Raw genomic sequence first — 16,035 nt, 5'->3', positions numbered from 1 at the left:
TAATCCATAAAAACTACAAAAAGAGCAAAGCGCTCTTTTTGTAGTAAAAACTTATTATTAATTATTAAATTTTGATGCCGCGCTGAATAAGTGCTGCTTCTAACGCTTGTTGTAAACCATTCATGGTGCCAGGTTCGAGTGTTTCGCCTTTGTCATCCATCCAGGTTAAGCTTGTACCGCCTTCTTTAGTTTTGCTCACTAAAATTTGGTATTGGCCTTCTTCAATTGGAAGCTGCGCAACTTCGTCGCCCCAAATAGAATCCCATACACTGCTTTCTGGCTTGTTGTAGTCGGCAGTTATTAAGCCGGTATCGGTTTTAATCTCAACAATAGTAAACGATAGGCGTTCTAAAAAGCCCGAGAAGCGGTCGAATACTGCATCGTATGATTGCTCAGTAACAAGTGCAGCATTGCCTTTGTTATCAAAGCCCATTTCTAAAGAAATAATACCTTGGCGCTTGCGGTTTTCTACTTCTAACTGACGGTAGCGATAATCAAATTCAGCCACAACTTGGTTAAGCGCGCGTACTTCTAATTGCTGCTTAAGTAAATCGGTTAACGTATCATCACCTTTAAAGTCAATAAGTTCAGCGCGTAACGAAGCAGTACGCTGATGCGATTTTTCTTCAATTGTGAATCTAAAACGCTCTTGGTTTTCGCTTACCTCATCGCCCCATAACCAGCTCTCTTCAGCTTTAATTATTGAGTACCAGTCAGTTTCGATAATACCAAGTAGCTTATCTTCTTTTGTGGTTGTTGCATTATTTTCGGCAATAACCGCTTTAATTGAGTCCCAAACAAATTCATCTAAATCAACAATGCCATCGTTTTTATCAAAGTAAATACGCGCTTGTTTATCGCCCTCTTCTACCCAGCTACCTTTAGCAACAGTTAAAACCTGTGCTGGTGGACGATAGTTTGTTGCCTCAGGGTTGTTATCGTATTGACCCACATCCATTTTATAAACCGGATCTTGCGCTGGTTGAGATAACGATGGCGGGGTTTTAACACCTTCATGCGTACGATAATTGCGTTCGTTGTGCGCTTCATTAATAAAAACATTACACCCTGATAAACTTACCAATACACTCACTGCAAGTGCTTTTGGGATCCAATACTGCACAGATATTTCTCCTTAGCATACCCTTTAATTGTTTTACACGTATATGAGTGGGTAATACCGAATTTGGTTCAGTGTAAAATCAACATTAACTTTACATTTATTATTTGGCTGTCTAATTGCAATAAAGTTCACACCTAAGTGTTATAAAATCAATCACAACAAAAAGACAAATTTTAGCTATGGTACTTTCCTGTGCCAGTAAAAACAAGGAACACAACGCTTTAAAGCGCCTTTAATTAAGTGCCTATGTAGTTTAGGGCGCTTTTTGTGTTAAACTTCGCCGCCGTGCAACGTAGTGTATGCGCAGCGGGCTATACCAACTCGGTTGTTATATTTCAAAAAACGTAGGTATTAAACTTCATGACTGCATTTTCAAATCATCAAATTGTTTTAACCGCTATTGGCGAAGATAGACCGGGAATTGTAAGTGAACTTACACAGCTTGTAAGTGATTGTCATTGCAACATTATAGATAGCCGAATAGCCATTTTAGGCAGCGAATTTACCTTTACCATGCTGCTAAGCGGCGATATGTCGGCCATTAGCCGCATAGAGCACACCTTGCCTACTAAAGGCATGGAGCTAGGCCTACTCACCATGATGAAGCGCAGCACCACTCGCCACACCGAAAGTGAATTTTGCGCAGGCTATACCCTTGAATACACAGGGATAGACACCCCAGGTACACTGAGTAAAGTAACGCGTTTTTTTGCCGATCACCACATTAGTATCTGCTCATTAAAGTCAGACACCTACGATGAAGAAACCGACACTAAAATGCGCTGCGAAATTGAGTTTAATATCCCAGTAGAGGTTGATATAGACCAATTTAAAGTGACCTTTGAAAACCTTTCGCACAGTCTTAACGTAGATTATATTTTTAAACGTATTCGCTAAGGAGCACAGCATGAACAAAATTAGCCCATTACAAGCCGGTGATACAGCACCAGAATTTAGCTTACAAAACCAAAACGACGAAACAGTCACCTTAAGTGAGCTGTTAAAAGAGCAACAAGTACTGGTGTACTTTTACCCTAAAGCTTCTACACCGGGTTGTACGGTTCAAGCCGAAAACTTACGTGACCAACAAGCGCAGCTTGCTCAATTTAACACCCGCGTTGTAGGTATTAGCCCAGACCCTATTAAGCGCCTTAAAAACTTTGAAACTAAAAAAGAGCTTAACTTTGATTTACTCGCCGATGAAGATCACGCCATTGCTGAAGCATTTGGCGTATGGGGCTACAAAAAGTTTATGGGTAAAGAATACGATGGTATTCACCGCTTAACCTTTTTAGTAGGCCAAGACGGTAAAATTAAACACTTATTTGATAAGTTTAAAACCAAAGATCACCATCAAGTAGTGTTGGATTACTTAGCGGCGGAATAAGTAAGCTGTAAGCTGTAAGCTGTAAAAAATATACATAAGCGTTGCTCTAGGGCTACGCTTTTTTATTAGCGTTTATTCAATGAAGTACAGTGAAGCACAGTGACGCGTTACATAATTAATTAACCATAAGCGCCACTTGAATATATAAGCTCGTAACTGTGGCTATAAATTTCTAAAATATTGCCAAACGGGTCTTCCATGTAAATCATGCGGTATGGTTTTTCCCCTGGGTAATAATAGCGCGGCGCTTTCATACGCTTTTTACCGCCCGCGGCCACTATTTTATCAGCGAGTCCTTCTACATCAGGGTCTTGTACGCATAAATGAAATATTCCCGTTTTCCAATACTCAAAATTATTTTTTGGGTTTTGCTGATTTTTAAATTCAAATAGCTCAACCCCCACCCTATCCCCTGTTGATAAATGGGCTATTTTAAAACTGCCCCACCCAGCACCAAATACATCAGTACACATTTCACCAATAGGTGACTTATCTTCTGTTATTTGTGTGGGTTTCATAATTAAATACCAGCCCAGCACTTCAGTATAAAATTTAACAGCTTGTTCTAAGTTTGGCACTGACACACCAATATGCGAAAACGTGCGCGGATAAGGCATTGGCGAATCGTCTAAGCCATTTGCTTGCTCGCCTTTATCAGCTGCTTGCAGGTTGGCATTAGCATTTAAACTTGTAAACAGCATAGGTAGCGCGGCAGCACCCAACCCAGCAGCCGATAACTTCATAAAGTCTCTTCGATTTAGCTCTTTTTTACTCATGGCATGTTCCTTAACGGCAAAGGCGTTAAATGTAATTAAAGGAATTAATTTGCCATGATAAATGAATGTAGTAAGGACAAAAAATTATCAAATATGATATTAATGATTACGTTTTGTGATGGTGGTATGAGTTTTTGATAAGCCTAGCCACTATAGTTGAACGGCTTATCATAGGCTTGGTATTCAAGAGCAATATAAAAAGGGATTAAAATATTTATATCAAAAAAAATAAATTACTTACTTTAAAAAGTACCATATGAGTTACTCATCACTTAAATTATTTTAGTAACTATCAACTAAGTTCCTAAACTTTTGGAAATGGTCACATGAACAACTTTAGTGTTTAATAATATATTATTAAACAGACACTTATCTATTGAGCATTGTTGATGTGGCTATTGTATTTCATGTGGATGGTAAATTTTGACTATTATTATACATTGGGGTTGTTTTAGACAATGCATCTTTTATAATGGGTACTAAATTAAAGGATTAAATTAATTACTTAAAGGATAAAAATGCATGCCAGGTCCATTTCTGAATTATCAACCTCACAATCATCCAAGTATCAACAAAGATAAACTGCGTTCGAATCTAGAGAGTGACTTTAATAAATACCAAACAGATATTTTTGTACTTACCCACGAAGAGTTTTTAAAACTCTGGGTGGCAGTTCAATCTGCGCGTGGAAAATCTCAAGCGGAAATTGAACAGTATCTTTCAGAAGTTACAGGTTTGTCTCTTGCTCAAATATCGTTAGCAAATGCTGCTACATTTGGCTCTGCAATAAAAGACACACCTTCTTTTTTAGCTATATATAACGACTTTAAGCGTTCAGGAAACATCTTTGGTAAATACGAGCCCATTACTCGCAATGGAAAGAAATATATCGTTTTTAAAGGTAATCACAAAGTTAGGACTATTCTTAGAGGAACAAGGTATCTTGCTAATAATACACAAGTAGTAAACGTTGGTGTAGGTAAAGAGGCTTTGAAACAAGGAGCTAAAAGCGGTTTTTATATTTCAGTATTTTTTTCTGTGACTCTGAATAGCATCAATTGGCTTTTTGAAGAGGATTATCGTTGGACAAACTGGTTGGCAACAACGAGTACTGATATCGTTAAAGCTGTTATAGGGGCTCTGGCTGGTATTTTGGCAGGTATAGCACTTGCTAGTGGAACAGTAGCTGTTGTAGCTATTGGTTCGGGGATTATTATAGGGGTTATTGTAAGTATGGGGCTAAATTCAATTGATGAAAGGCTTAAAATAACCAAATCATTCATAAAATATCTAGAGTATAAAGAAAGACAGTTAATGAAAACTACTGGAGAAGAAATTCATAGGGTTTATATAGCCACGGTAAACTCATTCCTGAAATCTATAAAGATCAAAGCAAGAAAAGATCTCAACAGCTTTTTAAGTGAGCTAGTTAATCCATGGTAGATTCATTTAAGTTACGATTAAATAGTTTAGATCCTACTTTTATATTTGCTGTTGTGTTTACAATTCTATTAAGTGTTGGTATTACTTGGCTAATGATTTCTTATCTTTTTAGCGAAATAATACAAGGGATTTTATACCCATATAGTATTTATCCAATAATTGTTTCGTCTACCGCTGATATTTTAATGATTCCAGGCAGTATAGTTTTATGGCTGGGGTCATTTATCGGTGTTTTTGATATTTTATCGAAGTTATTTAAAAAGCCTATTTATGAAAAAGTAAAAATGAAATTGGGACAAGCTGTTGGTGTAATGCTCGTGGTTTCAATAGTAACGCTTGTTGCGAATTATGTAACTTGGCAAATTGCAGCTCGCGCTAATGGTTATACCCAATGCGCGAGTGGCAGTAAGCTTTTAGTTGGAAGCAAAACGTCTTCAGTTTGGAGTAAAGAAGAGTATTTATGCTACGACTACAATGTAGACAAACTTTTACCTACAGGCACTCATGAGCAAGTGCTTGAGGTAGCTGAATATCTAAAGAAAGATTAAATTAAAAGCGTTGCTACCCTTGCTGAGCTTTTAGCAGAAACCAATTTATTTTTACGGTATTCAATTTTTTGCGTCGGATGGCGCTTCGCTTATCCGACCTACGTGTTTAAATAAGCTGGTGCGGTGGTTTATATAAAGAGTGAGTAATGGGGTTATGGTGTTGGGTTTCGTTTCGCTCAACCCAACCTTGTATCTACGTAATATAACTTAACGCCGAGCAGCTTATCGCTTACAGCTAAGCACTTACAGCTGCTCTTGCGCTTTAGCTAATCCCTGAATACTTATGGAGAACCTAAGGGGTCAAATCTTGACTTCATACATCATAAATTAATTAGCTATTTATATTTGTCGAACCTTAAATAAGTTACTGCGTCGGATGGCGCTTCGCTTATCCGACCTACGTTTTCAAATATATAATACGGGATTATTGGGGTGTGGGTATTGGAGGTTCGTTGGGTTTCGTTTCACTCAACCCAACCTACGAATTAACGCCGAGCAGCTTATCGCTTACAGCTAAGCACTTACAGCTGCTCTTGCGCTTTAGCTAATCCCTAAATACTTATGTACCTGCACCGATAAACGCCAGTTCTTGGCAATACAGGTGTCGATGGCTAATTTAGTGGCTGACACTTTTTGGCTGATTGGCTGTAAGTATACAAGCTTAGGGTTAACACCTGTTTTGGCAAATAGCGCTTCAAGCTCTTCTACGTGCTTTTGCATCGCTACTGGGTGCTTTATTTCGTTGGCGCGCTTCATGGCGCTGGTAAGTACTTCGTAGCCGCCGCGCATGTTAATTTTAGGCGATACGGTAACCCAGGTTTGCTCAGGGGCAAGTATTTCAAAGGTGCCGCTGGTTTCTATTTGTGTTGTAAAGCCGTTATCGTGCAATAGCTTACACACTGGGTTTAAATCGTACATACACGGCTCGCCGCCGGTAATTACAACATGCTTGGCTGTATAGCCACGTGATTTAAACAACTCAAGTACTTGCTCGGCGCTGGCATCGGCCCAATGATCTGAATCGGCTTTTTTTTCTACCGTTTCATCAAGCGATACTTTGTACACGTTATCGACTTCCCAAGTTTGTTTAGTATCACACCATGCGCAGCCCACTGGGCAGCCTTGCAAACGCAAAAATATTGAGGGTGTGCCGGTAAAACTTGCTTCACCTTGGATGGTTTCAAACACTTCATTAATTTTGTACAAAAGAGATCTCACTTACTGCCTAGCTGCAAAATTGCTACTATAAAAGACGAAAAAGCGCTGCCCAAAAATTGTTATTTAAGCTGCGGCCGTGTAGTATATCGCGCCCTGATATAAACCTCTATTAAAACTAAAGAGCAATCCAGATATGACGCAAAAAGTAGTTGTTATTTATTCCGGCGGTATGGATTCGTTTACCGTATTAAATAAAGCCTTACAACAAGGCCATGATGTTTATGCCCTTTCATTTGACTATGGTCAGCGTCATGTTAAAGAGCTTGAAGTGGCTGCAAACGTGTGTGAAAAACTTAATGTTCCACATAAAATTGTAGATATATCAGCTATTAACCAGCTTATTGGCGGCTCATCACTGACTGATGATATTGATGTACCAGAAGGTCATTACGAAGAAGAAAGCATGAAAAGCACCATAGTGCCTAATCGTAATATGATTTTGCTTTCGCTGGCGGTTGGTTACGCTGTGTCTTTAAAAGCGAGCAAAGTATATTATGGCGCGCATTCGGGGGATCATGCTATTTACCCTGATTGCCGTCCTGAGTTTGTGCAAAAAATGGATGATGTATGTCGTATTGCTAACTACGACGCTGTAGAAATTTTTAGCCCGTACTTAAATAACACCAAAATTGATATTTTAACCGATGGCATAAAAATGGGCTTAGACTACAGCCAAACATGGACTTGTTATAACGGACGCGAAAAAGCCTGTGGTAAATGTGGCGCCTGCCAAGAACGTTTAGAGGCATTTTCGCTTAATAACGTCACTGATCCAATCGAATACGAATAACCGCTAGTTACGGGGTTTTCAGTGAAAGTACGGTTAATTTATTAGCGCTGAACGCAAAAAGGCTATCATCTCGATAGCCTTTTTTGTATTTGCTTGTAAATTACAACCAGCGTTTTACTTTGTTTTTATACTCTGTGAATTCTTGGCCAAATAATTTGCTAAGCGCCCGCTCCTCAGGAATTATTTGAAAAAACGTTAAATAAGCAATAAACCCAGCAACACATAAAAGTGCCCACAGCGAACTAAGCCAAATACCCCAGCCTGCTAAAATAAACGCAAAGCCTACATACATAGGATTACGTGAAATTTTATATATGCCACTGGTTACCAACTTTGATGCTTGCTCAGGCTTATTTGGATTAACTGTGGTACGTGCAAGTTTAAAGCTTACCACTGCGGCTATACAAAATGCGCACCCTATAATGACTAAGCTTGCTGCTAAGTAGGCAATAAACGCTGTAAAATCAATCACACTGTAATGGGCTATTAACGCCATAATGCCTGCAAAAACGAGCACGACAATAACCGGAGGTATTTTATTATTTAACATAGCAACTCACTGTATTGATTATAAAATAAGGACCTATAAGTCTGTAAACACTATACCCGTTTGCATTAATACACAATTAAATACAAGGTTAACGCTGGCATAGAGCGCGTTAAAACTGCAGATGAAAGCAACACAATAAAAATGTTGGCTTTAAAGTCACACGGTTTAATCTCAAATAGACTTATTAATTACGCCATTAGTTATTAAACAATAACGCAGGTGTATCAATGATGAACACAACTGCACGCTGCAATCGACAAATAAAGTTACAATTGTCAGGTTTAACCGCTGCTAAATATGGTTATACTTTATGCAACAGTTAAAACTATAAAAAGGAAGTGGTTATGTCAGGCACTACAATGATAGTACTTATTGTGCTTATATCGGTTGGCTCTGGGGTTATTTACGATATGTACAAAAAGCACCTTGAATTTAAACACAAAATGCAAGATAGCAACCAAGATGCAAATAAACAACTGGCCGAGGTAAGTGCGCAAGTGGTTGCTTTAAAAGAGCGCGTGCAAACGCTTGAGGCCATAGTGACAGACTCAAGCTACACCACAAAAGAAGAGATTAACCGCCTTTAAAAACGATATAAATGTGCATTTTCTGGCTGCTCTATACCGTGGGCAGCTAAAAACCCATCTATAGCTTGGCCGCAACCTTGTGGCGCACGCGAACTATCAATTTCAAAATTAAGCTTATTTGCATGTTGCTTGCCAAGCGAGCACAGTCCCAACACTTTTGGCGAGCGCATTGCCACACTAAGTGCACCAATTTTTTCTACGCAATTGTGTTTACTAAATCGGGCAAACCCTTGGTATTTAAATTGCTCACTCACATACTCATTACTAATATCAACCAGGGCATTAATAAGGCCATGTAAAAAGCTATTTGCGCTGCTATCACTGGTTAAAAATGCAAAGGTTTTATTATTAAATTCAGTAAGCTGACAAGTGTCGCAGTGTAATTTTAAGGTGTATAACCACTGCTGCGAGCTTATTTGCTGCATAGCACTTAGTGATACCTTAGCACCTGCAAATACTACCCGTTTTAATAACTGATCAATAGTATGACGCTCCCCATTGCCCGGCGGCGCGTGTGCAATAACAAGCTCTGCATTTTGTGCCATAACCGGTAAATCATGATGATTATTAAATGGCGTGCTGGTGGTATTATTGCTGTGAGTAAGTTGAAACAGCTCTCTTACCTCGTGCTCTCGCGCTATTTTAAGCGCTAAAAACGCTGTTTGAATAAGCTCGGAGGTTGGTAAGTTTTCCTCTACTATCCAGCGCCTGCCAAACAGTAATTTTTTTGCTGTGCCCTCACCCGCGTAACTACTGGTTTTGTAATTATCGGGGCTGAGTACGGCAACTTGTAAATAAATTTGCTGACCTTTTTGTGCAGCAAGCACTCTAAAGTGCGCTGAAAAATTGATATTTTCTAGTACTTGATTAACGCTTTGTAAGGTGTGTTTATAGCGTAAAAAGTGCTGTGGAACTATCCAGCTGTTATTAGCAAGTTGCACTAATGGAGCATACGAAATTGGCTGCTCGTAGCTGTTTTGCCATTTTTGCTCTGCACTGAGCAGCGGCTCAATGCGACTTTTTTTATCTGACATACATAAACCAAATAAACTCGCGCAAGGCGATATAATCTATGTTGATGTTACGTTTTTGCGCCTTGCATTAGATCACACTATTAGCGCTAAATAAGCCATTTTTAAGCGTCGCTGAGTTTTTTATAATCTGTTATAACTTTTTGATAATAAAGCTCATCTTTATTAAGCATTTTATTATAATGAGTGAGTAACTGTTTAAGGTATTGCCTGTGCGATGCATTATTTAAATCCCACATGCTGTTACCGGTAGATGTGAGCAACGCAGTGCTACGTTGACTTACCTCTATAAGCTCATAATAGCGGTTGTTTTCAGTGATTAATTGCTCGCTCTCAATGCCTAAGCCTAATTTGGCTAAACCACTGCGCAAATGATAAGTATGGTGTATAGGGCAAACTATAAAGCGGGTGCTTGCTACAGATGCCACGCAATTGTTTTTAATAATGCCAGTAACAAGTTTTAGTAACAGCTCGCCACCAACACCTGCAATAACCACAGTATTTAACGCATTTGGAACGAGCTTTATTTCTCTTACATCTTGGCAATGTACTTTATATTGCGCACCACTTGGCAGTGTTTGGCTAATATTTGTAAGGTGCTCGCTCAGCTCGGTCATTATTTTATCTACCACATCGACAAAATTAATCTGTTTTGCAGCGCGGCGCTTTAATAGTGCAATGCCTAAGTAACCATGATCGCAGCAGCAATCCCAAATAACATCAACGGGGTTAGAAATTAACGCATTAATTGCGTTTAAACGCTTACTCAGTTTCATTTAATACCAATTAGCTTAATTAAGTGATCTATTTTGAGGCTGGAAAAACGTGTTGATAGCTAGGCAAAAAATTCGCTATTAAGTTGTTCTAAATGAGAGTTTTTTAACACAGATAGCGACACGTTTAGCCCCTTAAAGTGATTAAGTATTATTGCGAATTGGTATAAGTTGCGGTATGCGCCGTTTTATACACTAACGCTTTTAAGCTTTTATTGCTGTCTACTTCTACAAAACGGGCCGTTGGTGCAAGGCGCTCAACAAATTCTATTGCTCCTTGGGTGTGCTCGTTTATTAAAGCTTTAAACGCATCTTCGCTAAGCTCTGGGCTATTAGCGCATAATAAAAGCTGTGTGGTATCGCACAGTAGTTCGGGTAATCTGCGCAGCACCTTTTGGTAATCTTTAGTTAGAATAAAGCTGCCCTTTTGAAAGCTTGGCGGGTCTATAATAATTAAATCAAACGGCGCTGCTTTTTTTAATTTACCAAACGACTTTAAAATATCGTGCGGTAAAAAACTCACTCCGCGCTCAAAGCCATTAAGTTGATGGTTTTGCTTACCTACTTTAAGTACGCCTTTGCTCATATCCATGTTCATAACGTGATCAGCCCCGCCTTGCATTGCCGCAAGGGAAAAACCACACGTATATGAAAATAAATTAAGTACTTTTGCATGTTTACTATTGGCAGAGACAAACTCACGCCCACTTCGCATATCGGGGAATATTCCGGTGTTTTGGCGGCTTGTTAAATCCACTAAAAAACCAATGCCGTTTTCTTTTACCACATGTGGCGAGGGAAGATTACCATGCACTAAACGATTGCTGCTTTGTACACCCGCGCGCTGTTGATACACCAATGCAGATATTAATTCAGGGTGATGCTGTTGCGCCCACGCCCAAAGGGTACTGGTCAGTGTATTTAACGTGGCTTCGTCAATTTCTTCGTACGAAATTAAAAACAAGCTTGGCGGATAAAAGTCTAAATTAATATGGCTTAGCGATGCCACGCTATGGCCGCGGCCATGAAATACGCGGCATAGTTCGTTTTGTAGTAATGGCGCATCTTCAAGCGCGCTTATTAGGGGCGAAAAATCGGGTGTCATTTAGTTAATCAACTGTTGTTGTAGTTCGTGTATTTCGTCGCGTACAGACGCGGCTTTTTCAAATTCAAGGTCGCTGGCATAAGCATGCATTTTGCTTTCAAGCTGTTTAATTTGTGTGGCAATTTCTTTCGCACTGAGTATTTTTTTAGACTCTTTACGTACCAGCTTAAGGTTATCTTGTGGTGCGGCTTCTTCGCCCACATCCATAATATCGGTGATCTTTTTAACCAAGGCTTGCGGCTCAATGCCGTGCTCTATATTAAAGGCGTGTTGTATTTCGCGGCGGCGCTGTGTTTCGCTAATCGCTTTGTCCATCGATTTAGTTACTTTATCGGCGTATAAAATGGCGCGCCCGTCGAGGTGGCGAGCAGCACGGCCAATGGTTTGAATAAGCGAACGTGCTGAGCGTAAAAAGCCTTCTTTATCGGCATCTAAAATGGCAACTAGCGCCACTTCTGGCATATCTAGACCTTCTCGTAATAAGTTAATACCCACTAACACATCAAACACACCGGCGCGTAAATCACGAATTATTTCAACGCGTTCTACTGTGTCTATGTCTGAGTGCAGGTAACGTACTTTTACATTGTGCTCGCTTAAGTAATCGGTTAAATCTTCTGACATGCGCTTGGTAAGCGTAGTTACCAATACTCGCTCACCTTTTTCTACACATTTATAAATTTCTGAGAGTAAATCATCTACTTGAGTGCCTACAGGGCGTATTTCTATTTCTGGGTCTAACAGGCCAGTTGGGCGTATAACTTGCTCTGCTACTTCGCCTGCGCTGCGCTCTAATTCAAAATCACCCGGCGTTGCAGATACATAAATCGTTTGTGGTGCTATGGCTTCAAATTCTTCAAAGCGCAATGGGCGGTTATCCATCGCCGATGGCATTCTAAAGCCATATTCAACTAGGTTTTCTTTACGGCTTCTATCGCCTTTATACATGGCACCTATTTGCGATACGGTTACGTGCGATTCATCGATGATCATTAATGCATCATCAGGAAGATAATCGAGTAATGTGGGTGGTGGATCGCCCGGTGTACGCCCCGACAAATAACGGCTGTAGTTTTCTATGCCCGAGCAATAACCAAGCTCGGTCATCATTTCTATGTCGTATTGTGTTCGCTGCGCTATGCGCTGCTCTTCTACTAATTTATTGGCACTTAATAATTGCGCTCTGCGTTCTTTAAGCTCGGCTTTTATTTTTTCTATGGCATCAAGAATTTTTTCGCGTGGCGTTACATAGTGCGTTTTAGGGTAAATAGTGGCACGAACTATGTGTTTTTCTACCGCACCAGTAAGGGGATCAAAAATACTAAGGCGCTCTATTTCGTCATCAAACATTTCTACGCGTACTGCATAGGTGTCTGACTCGGCAGGAAATATATCAACAACTTCGCCACGTACACGGTAAGTACCACGGCTAAAGTCAATGTCGTTACGGGTATATTGCAGCTCAGCTAAACGGCGCAGCATATCGCGTTGGTCGACCTGTTCGCCTACTTTTAAAAGCAGCATCATTTTCATGTATGAGTCGGGGTCGCCCAAACCATAAATAGCCGACACAGAAGCCACTATTATGGTATCGCGGCGCTCAAGCAATGCCTTAGTAGCACTTAAACGCATTTGCTCTATGTGCTCATTAATAGAGGCGTCTTTTTCTATAAACGTATCGCTGGCAACCACGTAGGCTTCTGGCTGGTAGTAATCGTAGTAAGATACAAAATACTCAACTGCATTATTAGGAAAAAACTCTTTCATCTCTCCATATAACTGCGCGGCAAGTGTTTTATTATGCGCCATTATTATTGTTGGGCGATTTAAATCGCTAATAATATTGGCCATGGTAAATGTTTTACCTGTACCTGTAGCACCGAGTAAGGTTTGATGCGCAAGCCCGGCTTCTAAGCCTTCTTCAAGCTGTTTAATCGCTGTGGGTTGGTCGCCCGCGGGTTTAAATTGTGACTTTAGCTCAAAGTGATCACTCATTCATTTACTCCGTTACCGTGTTACTGCATATTGCATCTAGCTCTTTTACAAACCATTTGTACGCGACTAACCCTGTGAATACATTACCGATTGCAGCGCCAATAAATAAACCAATCAAGCCACCTAGCATACTGCCTACATAAGCAAAAGGCAGGTAAAAAACAAATAAACGAATAATACTTAAAAACAATGCATTCATAGGTTTGTGTAAAGCATTAAACGATGAATTTGATAAAATGATCACCCCTTGAAAACCATAACTTAGCGGTATGGTGTATATAAAGAGCTTAATAACATCGATTACAGCTTGTTCTTTACCAAATAATTGGCTTATTACCCCTGACAGCGCAATGAGTAAAATATAAATAGCAAATTGCCATATCATCACAAATTTAAGCGTACCAATGTACGCCTCTTTTACGCGGCCTAATTTACCCGCCCCAAAGTTTTGGCTAACAAAAGGAGGCAATGTCATCGATAAGGCCAGCACTAAAATACTGGCAATTGATTCAATACGGCTGCCCACACCAAAAGCGGCAACCGCTTCGGGTCCATGATTGGCAACGAGTGCGGTCATCACTGCCATTGCTACTGGGGTAAGCATGTTAGCCCCCGCTGCGGGTAAACCTATTTTAAGTACTTTTTTAATTGCACTTGCCGCAGTTTGATTACCGGCTTTTAAACTTAATAGCCGCTTTTTAACGCCCAGCACATATAAAATAATAATAACCGCTACGCCCCAAGCAATAACACTGGCAATAGCGGCACCTTGAATGCCTAGTGCCGGTACTGGGCCCCAGCCAAATATTAAAATAGGATCGAGTATGGCATTAATCAGCCCTGCCCCACCCATTACTATGCTGGGTGTTTTAGTATCGCCACTGGCTCGTAATACCGAATTACCTATCATAGGGGTAATTAAAAATACGCTGCCAATAAACCAAATATTCATATATTCATGAATAAGTGGCAGCACTAATTGTCCGGCCCCTAATAAAGTGAATATTGGGTCGATTAGTAAATATCCAACAAACGAAAGTAAAATAACTAATAGTAGCGCCACAATAAGCGACACACTGGCATCAAAACGCGCCTCTTCTATTTTATTACTGCCTAAGGCTTTCGCTATCACCGCTGATGTGCCAATACCTAAACCTATGGCTAGGCTTATTACCGTAAAGGTTACCGGAAACGTAAAGCTTACCGCCGCAAGGGGCTCTGTGCCCAGCATACTGATAAAAAATGTATCGACTATATTGAACATCATTAGCGTGACCATGCCAAATATCATCGGGATGGTCATTTTTTTCAATGTAGGCAAGATGGGATCGTTAAGTAAATCTGGGCGTGATTGAGAATGTGAAGTTTCGCGCATGGAATAAATAAGCCTCTTTTACTGAGCGAGCCATTTTAAAGCATCATAGCAATTCAAGCCACGGATTTATCAATGGATTTCGTACTAATAATAAAGCAACAATTAAAAAAATAGCTAAAGTTGAATTTTTAAGCATTTGTGCACAAATACGCCCTTAGAGCGCCAAAAAACAATAAGTGAACATTTTTATTACTTTTTTAACATTTAACCCTGCAAATTCGCTGAATTTTTACACAGCGCGGTATTAATCTTTATCGTAACGAATTAATTTACTCATCGTTGCATGGTAATTCAGCATGCATTTATAACCCTATGTTTTTTATAGTAATAAAAAAATCGTTTTAAAAGCTTGAAATCGTTGTAGCGCCCTAAAACTCTGGTCGTGACAGTGTTCTTAAAGTTTCATAAACAGAGTTATCCACAGAAACCGTGGATAACTCAGCTGAGCCCGCATTTATAAAGGCTTGCGCACTGGCTAAAATTCAGCTCAGGTCCAACCTTTGCTCAAAGTTAAAGTTAAAAACTTATCAATGCTTGCAAACAAAAAATTAAGCTAAGCCAAATCTTTGTGCCTAATACAGCTAAAAGTGACTTAATTAGTTTACGCAAATATTTAGCAACTTATTGATAGTTTTGTTTTTGTACAGCTTTTTAAAATAAAGTTTTCAGCCACGGCTTTATTAGTTTAACTCCTCTTAAATACCGTAATACGAAAAAACTACCCTACTGGATTTTTTAAAAAGATCTGCTAGCAAAATTTATACTCGGTTTTATGACAACTAGGTTAAATACAAATTTACTGATTTGCGGCGATAAAATTTGTCTCAGCGGCATTTTTTACACATAAATTAAACAATGGCTATTTTATCGGCGCTGTTTTTTTCGTATTGGTGTGAGTCTAAATAGAGATTTACCGCCGTGTTTTGCATAAATAGAGTTATAAAATGCGCAGATCGAACATAAAAACAACGAATAAACTTCTTTTTTAAATTTATGACTTTTATATGTTGACACTTTGCGGCTCCATCATTAATATTTCGCCCCGTTGAAAGGCATGACGCTTCCCCCTTAGCTCAGTTGGTTAGAGCGACGGACTGTTAATCCGCAGGTCCCCCGTTCGAGTCGGGGAGGGGGAGCCAAGTTTTTCAATCATAAACGATTCCCCCTTAGCTCAGTTGGTTAGAGCGACGGACTGTTAATCCGCAGGTCCCCCGTTCGAGTCGGGGAGGGGGAGCCAAGTTTTTCAATCATAAACGATTCCCCCTTAGCTCAGTTGGTTAGAGCGACGGACTGTTAATCCGCAGGTCCCCCGTTCGAGTCGGGGAGGGGGAGCC

At 39.9% G+C, this 16,035-nt stretch carries 15 protein-coding genes, 3 tRNA genes and 1 pseudogene; 9 read left to right on the top strand and 10 right to left on the bottom strand.

Going from position 1 to position 16,035, the window contains the following annotated elements; genetic code table 11:
• Positions 1-64: 64 nt before the first annotated feature.
• Positions 65-1,123, bottom strand: coding sequence for an outer membrane protein assembly factor BamC (bamC, locus tag MTF68_RS14225; protein WP_029772477.1), 1,059 nt, complete (start codon positions 1,121-1,123; stop codon positions 65-67).
• 360 nt (positions 1,124-1,483) lie between these two features.
• On the opposite strand from bamC, the gene MTF68_RS14220 reads away from it, so the two are divergent.
• Together MTF68_RS14220 and bcp are read left to right on the top strand one after the other, a co-directional pair.
• Positions 1,484-2,020, top strand: a complete 537-nt coding sequence (locus tag MTF68_RS14220; protein ID WP_029774547.1) for an ACT domain-containing protein — start codon at positions 1,484-1,486, stop codon at positions 2,018-2,020.
• 10 nt (positions 2,021-2,030) lie between these two features.
• Positions 2,031-2,510 (top strand): thioredoxin-dependent thiol peroxidase, encoded by a 480-nt coding sequence (gene bcp, locus MTF68_RS14215; RefSeq protein WP_029774548.1) that lies wholly within the window; start codon positions 2,031-2,033, stop codon positions 2,508-2,510.
• Between the two features lie 119 nt (positions 2,511-2,629).
• Here bcp and MTF68_RS14210 read toward each other — a convergent pair whose 3' ends face one another.
• Positions 2,630-3,127: a lactoylglutathione lyase family protein gene (locus MTF68_RS14210; protein WP_029774549.1), complete on the bottom strand. Its 498-nt coding sequence runs from the start codon at positions 3,125-3,127 to the stop codon at positions 2,630-2,632.
• 78 nt (positions 3,128-3,205) lie between these two features.
• Positions 3,206-3,286: pseudogene (locus MTF68_RS19730) on the bottom strand (twin-arginine translocation signal domain-containing protein); the annotation flags it as partial.
• A gap of 522 nt (positions 3,287-3,808) precedes the next feature.
• Here MTF68_RS19730 and MTF68_RS14200 point away from each other — a divergent pair.
• Positions 3,809-4,729: a hypothetical protein gene (locus MTF68_RS14200; RefSeq protein ID WP_055016294.1), complete on the top strand. Its 921-nt coding sequence runs from the start codon at positions 3,809-3,811 to the stop codon at positions 4,727-4,729.
• On the top strand, positions 4,723-5,277 hold the full coding sequence (locus MTF68_RS14195) for a hypothetical protein (protein WP_064386660.1): 555 nt from the start codon (positions 4,723-4,725) through the stop codon (positions 5,275-5,277). Before MTF68_RS14200 ends, MTF68_RS14195 begins: the two co-directional genes overlap by 7 nt.
• Positions 5,278-5,817: 540 nt before the next feature.
• Here the strand turns inward: MTF68_RS14195 and queE are convergent.
• Positions 5,818-6,483, bottom strand: coding sequence for a 7-carboxy-7-deazaguanine synthase QueE (gene queE, locus MTF68_RS14190; protein ID WP_004589468.1), 666 nt, complete (start codon positions 6,481-6,483; stop codon positions 5,818-5,820).
• 145 nt (positions 6,484-6,628) lie between these two features.
• Here queE and queC point away from each other — a divergent pair, with 145 nt between their 5' ends.
• Complete coding sequence (gene queC / locus MTF68_RS14185; RefSeq protein WP_004589469.1) at positions 6,629-7,285, top strand: 7-cyano-7-deazaguanine synthase QueC; 657 nt, start codon at positions 6,629-6,631, stop codon at positions 7,283-7,285.
• Positions 7,286-7,385: 100 nt separating this feature from the next.
• Here queC and MTF68_RS14180 read toward each other — a convergent pair whose 3' ends face one another.
• Entirely contained in the window at positions 7,386-7,835 is a 450-nt protein-coding gene (locus tag MTF68_RS14180) for an isoprenylcysteine carboxylmethyltransferase family protein (RefSeq protein WP_248462850.1), read from the bottom strand.
• Between the two features lie 344 nt (positions 7,836-8,179).
• Between MTF68_RS14180 and MTF68_RS14175 the strand changes: the two genes are divergently transcribed.
• Entirely contained in the window at positions 8,180-8,422 is a 243-nt protein-coding gene (locus MTF68_RS14175) for a hypothetical protein (RefSeq protein ID WP_024034198.1), read from the top strand.
• Here the strand turns inward: MTF68_RS14175 and MTF68_RS14170 are convergent.
• The 5 genes from MTF68_RS14170 to MTF68_RS14150 form a co-directional block, all read right to left on the bottom strand.
• Complete coding sequence (locus MTF68_RS14170; protein ID WP_248462849.1) at positions 8,419-9,456, bottom strand: hypothetical protein; 1,038 nt, start codon at positions 9,454-9,456, stop codon at positions 8,419-8,421. The two genes, MTF68_RS14175 and MTF68_RS14170, sit on opposite strands and share 4 nt — an antisense overlap.
• 101 nt (positions 9,457-9,557) lie before the next feature.
• A complete protein-coding gene (locus MTF68_RS14165; RefSeq protein WP_248462847.1) occupies positions 9,558-10,229 on the bottom strand; it encodes a tRNA (adenine(22)-N(1))-methyltransferase TrmK in 672 nt (223 codons plus the stop codon).
• A 148-nt stretch (positions 10,230-10,377) separates the two neighbouring features.
• Positions 10,378-11,331, bottom strand: a complete 954-nt coding sequence (locus MTF68_RS14160; protein ID WP_248462845.1) for a class I SAM-dependent methyltransferase — start codon at positions 11,329-11,331, stop codon at positions 10,378-10,380.
• On the bottom strand, positions 11,332-13,326 hold the full coding sequence (gene uvrB / locus MTF68_RS14155) for an excinuclease ABC subunit UvrB (RefSeq protein WP_248462844.1): 1,995 nt from the start codon (positions 13,324-13,326) through the stop codon (positions 11,332-11,334).
• Positions 13,327-13,330: 4 nt separating this feature from the next.
• On the bottom strand, positions 13,331-14,701 hold the full coding sequence (locus MTF68_RS14150) for an MATE family efflux transporter (RefSeq protein ID WP_024034193.1): 1,371 nt from the start codon (positions 14,699-14,701) through the stop codon (positions 13,331-13,333).
• Between the two features lie 1,062 nt (positions 14,702-15,763).
• On the opposite strand from MTF68_RS14150, the gene MTF68_RS14145 reads away from it, so the two are divergent.
• The 3 genes from MTF68_RS14145 to MTF68_RS14135 all read left to right on the top strand — a co-directional run bounded on the left by MTF68_RS14145 (position 15,764) and on the right by MTF68_RS14135 (position 16,033).
• Positions 15,764-15,840 (top strand) — tRNA-Asn (locus tag MTF68_RS14145).
• A gap of 21 nt (positions 15,841-15,861) precedes the next feature.
• Positions 15,862-15,938 (top strand) — tRNA-Asn (locus MTF68_RS14140).
• A gap of 21 nt (positions 15,939-15,959) precedes the next feature.
• Positions 15,960-16,033: transfer RNA gene (locus MTF68_RS14135), tRNA-Asn, on the top strand.
• Positions 16,034-16,035 lie beyond the last annotated feature (2 nt).

Origin of the sequence: Pseudoalteromonas sp. 2CM37A (assembly GCF_023161885.1) — a bacterium.
Classification (GTDB): domain Bacteria; phylum Pseudomonadota; class Gammaproteobacteria; order Enterobacterales; family Alteromonadaceae; genus Pseudoalteromonas; species Pseudoalteromonas atlantica.
Note: the sequence above shows the minus strand (reverse complement) of the source record. Positions and strands in the feature narration are given on the sequence as shown.

What these genes read in the sequence shown, in the direction of transcription:
- queC (WP_004589469.1), top strand. Translation starts at nt 6,629, where the DNA reads ATGACGCAAAAAGTAGTTGTTATTTATTCCGGCGGTATGGATTCGTTT.
- MTF68_RS14160 (WP_248462845.1), bottom strand. Translation starts at nt 11,331, where the DNA reads ATGACACCCGATTTTTCGCCCCTAATAAGCGCGCTTGAAGATGCGCCA.
- MTF68_RS14200 (WP_055016294.1), top strand. Translation starts at nt 3,809, where the DNA reads ATGCCAGGTCCATTTCTGAATTATCAACCTCACAATCATCCAAGTATC.
- MTF68_RS14175 (WP_024034198.1), top strand. Translation starts at nt 8,180, where the DNA reads ATGTCAGGCACTACAATGATAGTACTTATTGTGCTTATATCGGTTGGC.
- MTF68_RS14210 (WP_029774549.1), bottom strand. Translation starts at nt 3,127, where the DNA reads ATGCCTTATCCGCGCACGTTTTCGCATATTGGTGTGTCAGTGCCAAAC.
- bcp (WP_029774548.1), top strand. Translation starts at nt 2,031, where the DNA reads ATGAACAAAATTAGCCCATTACAAGCCGGTGATACAGCACCAGAATTT.
- MTF68_RS14195 (WP_064386660.1), top strand. Translation starts at nt 4,723, where the DNA reads ATGGTAGATTCATTTAAGTTACGATTAAATAGTTTAGATCCTACTTTT.
- MTF68_RS14150 (WP_024034193.1), bottom strand. Translation starts at nt 14,701, where the DNA reads ATGCGCGAAACTTCACATTCTCAATCACGCCCAGATTTACTTAACGAT.
- MTF68_RS14220 (WP_029774547.1), top strand. Translation starts at nt 1,484, where the DNA reads ATGACTGCATTTTCAAATCATCAAATTGTTTTAACCGCTATTGGCGAA.
- uvrB (WP_248462844.1), bottom strand. Translation starts at nt 13,326, where the DNA reads ATGAGTGATCACTTTGAGCTAAAGTCACAATTTAAACCCGCGGGCGAC.
- MTF68_RS14170 (WP_248462849.1), bottom strand. Translation starts at nt 9,456, where the DNA reads ATGTCAGATAAAAAAAGTCGCATTGAGCCGCTGCTCAGTGCAGAGCAA.
- MTF68_RS14180 (WP_248462850.1), bottom strand. Translation starts at nt 7,835, where the DNA reads ATGTTAAATAATAAAATACCTCCGGTTATTGTCGTGCTCGTTTTTGCA.
- MTF68_RS14165 (WP_248462847.1), bottom strand. Translation starts at nt 10,229, where the DNA reads ATGAAACTGAGTAAGCGTTTAAACGCAATTAATGCGTTAATTTCTAAC.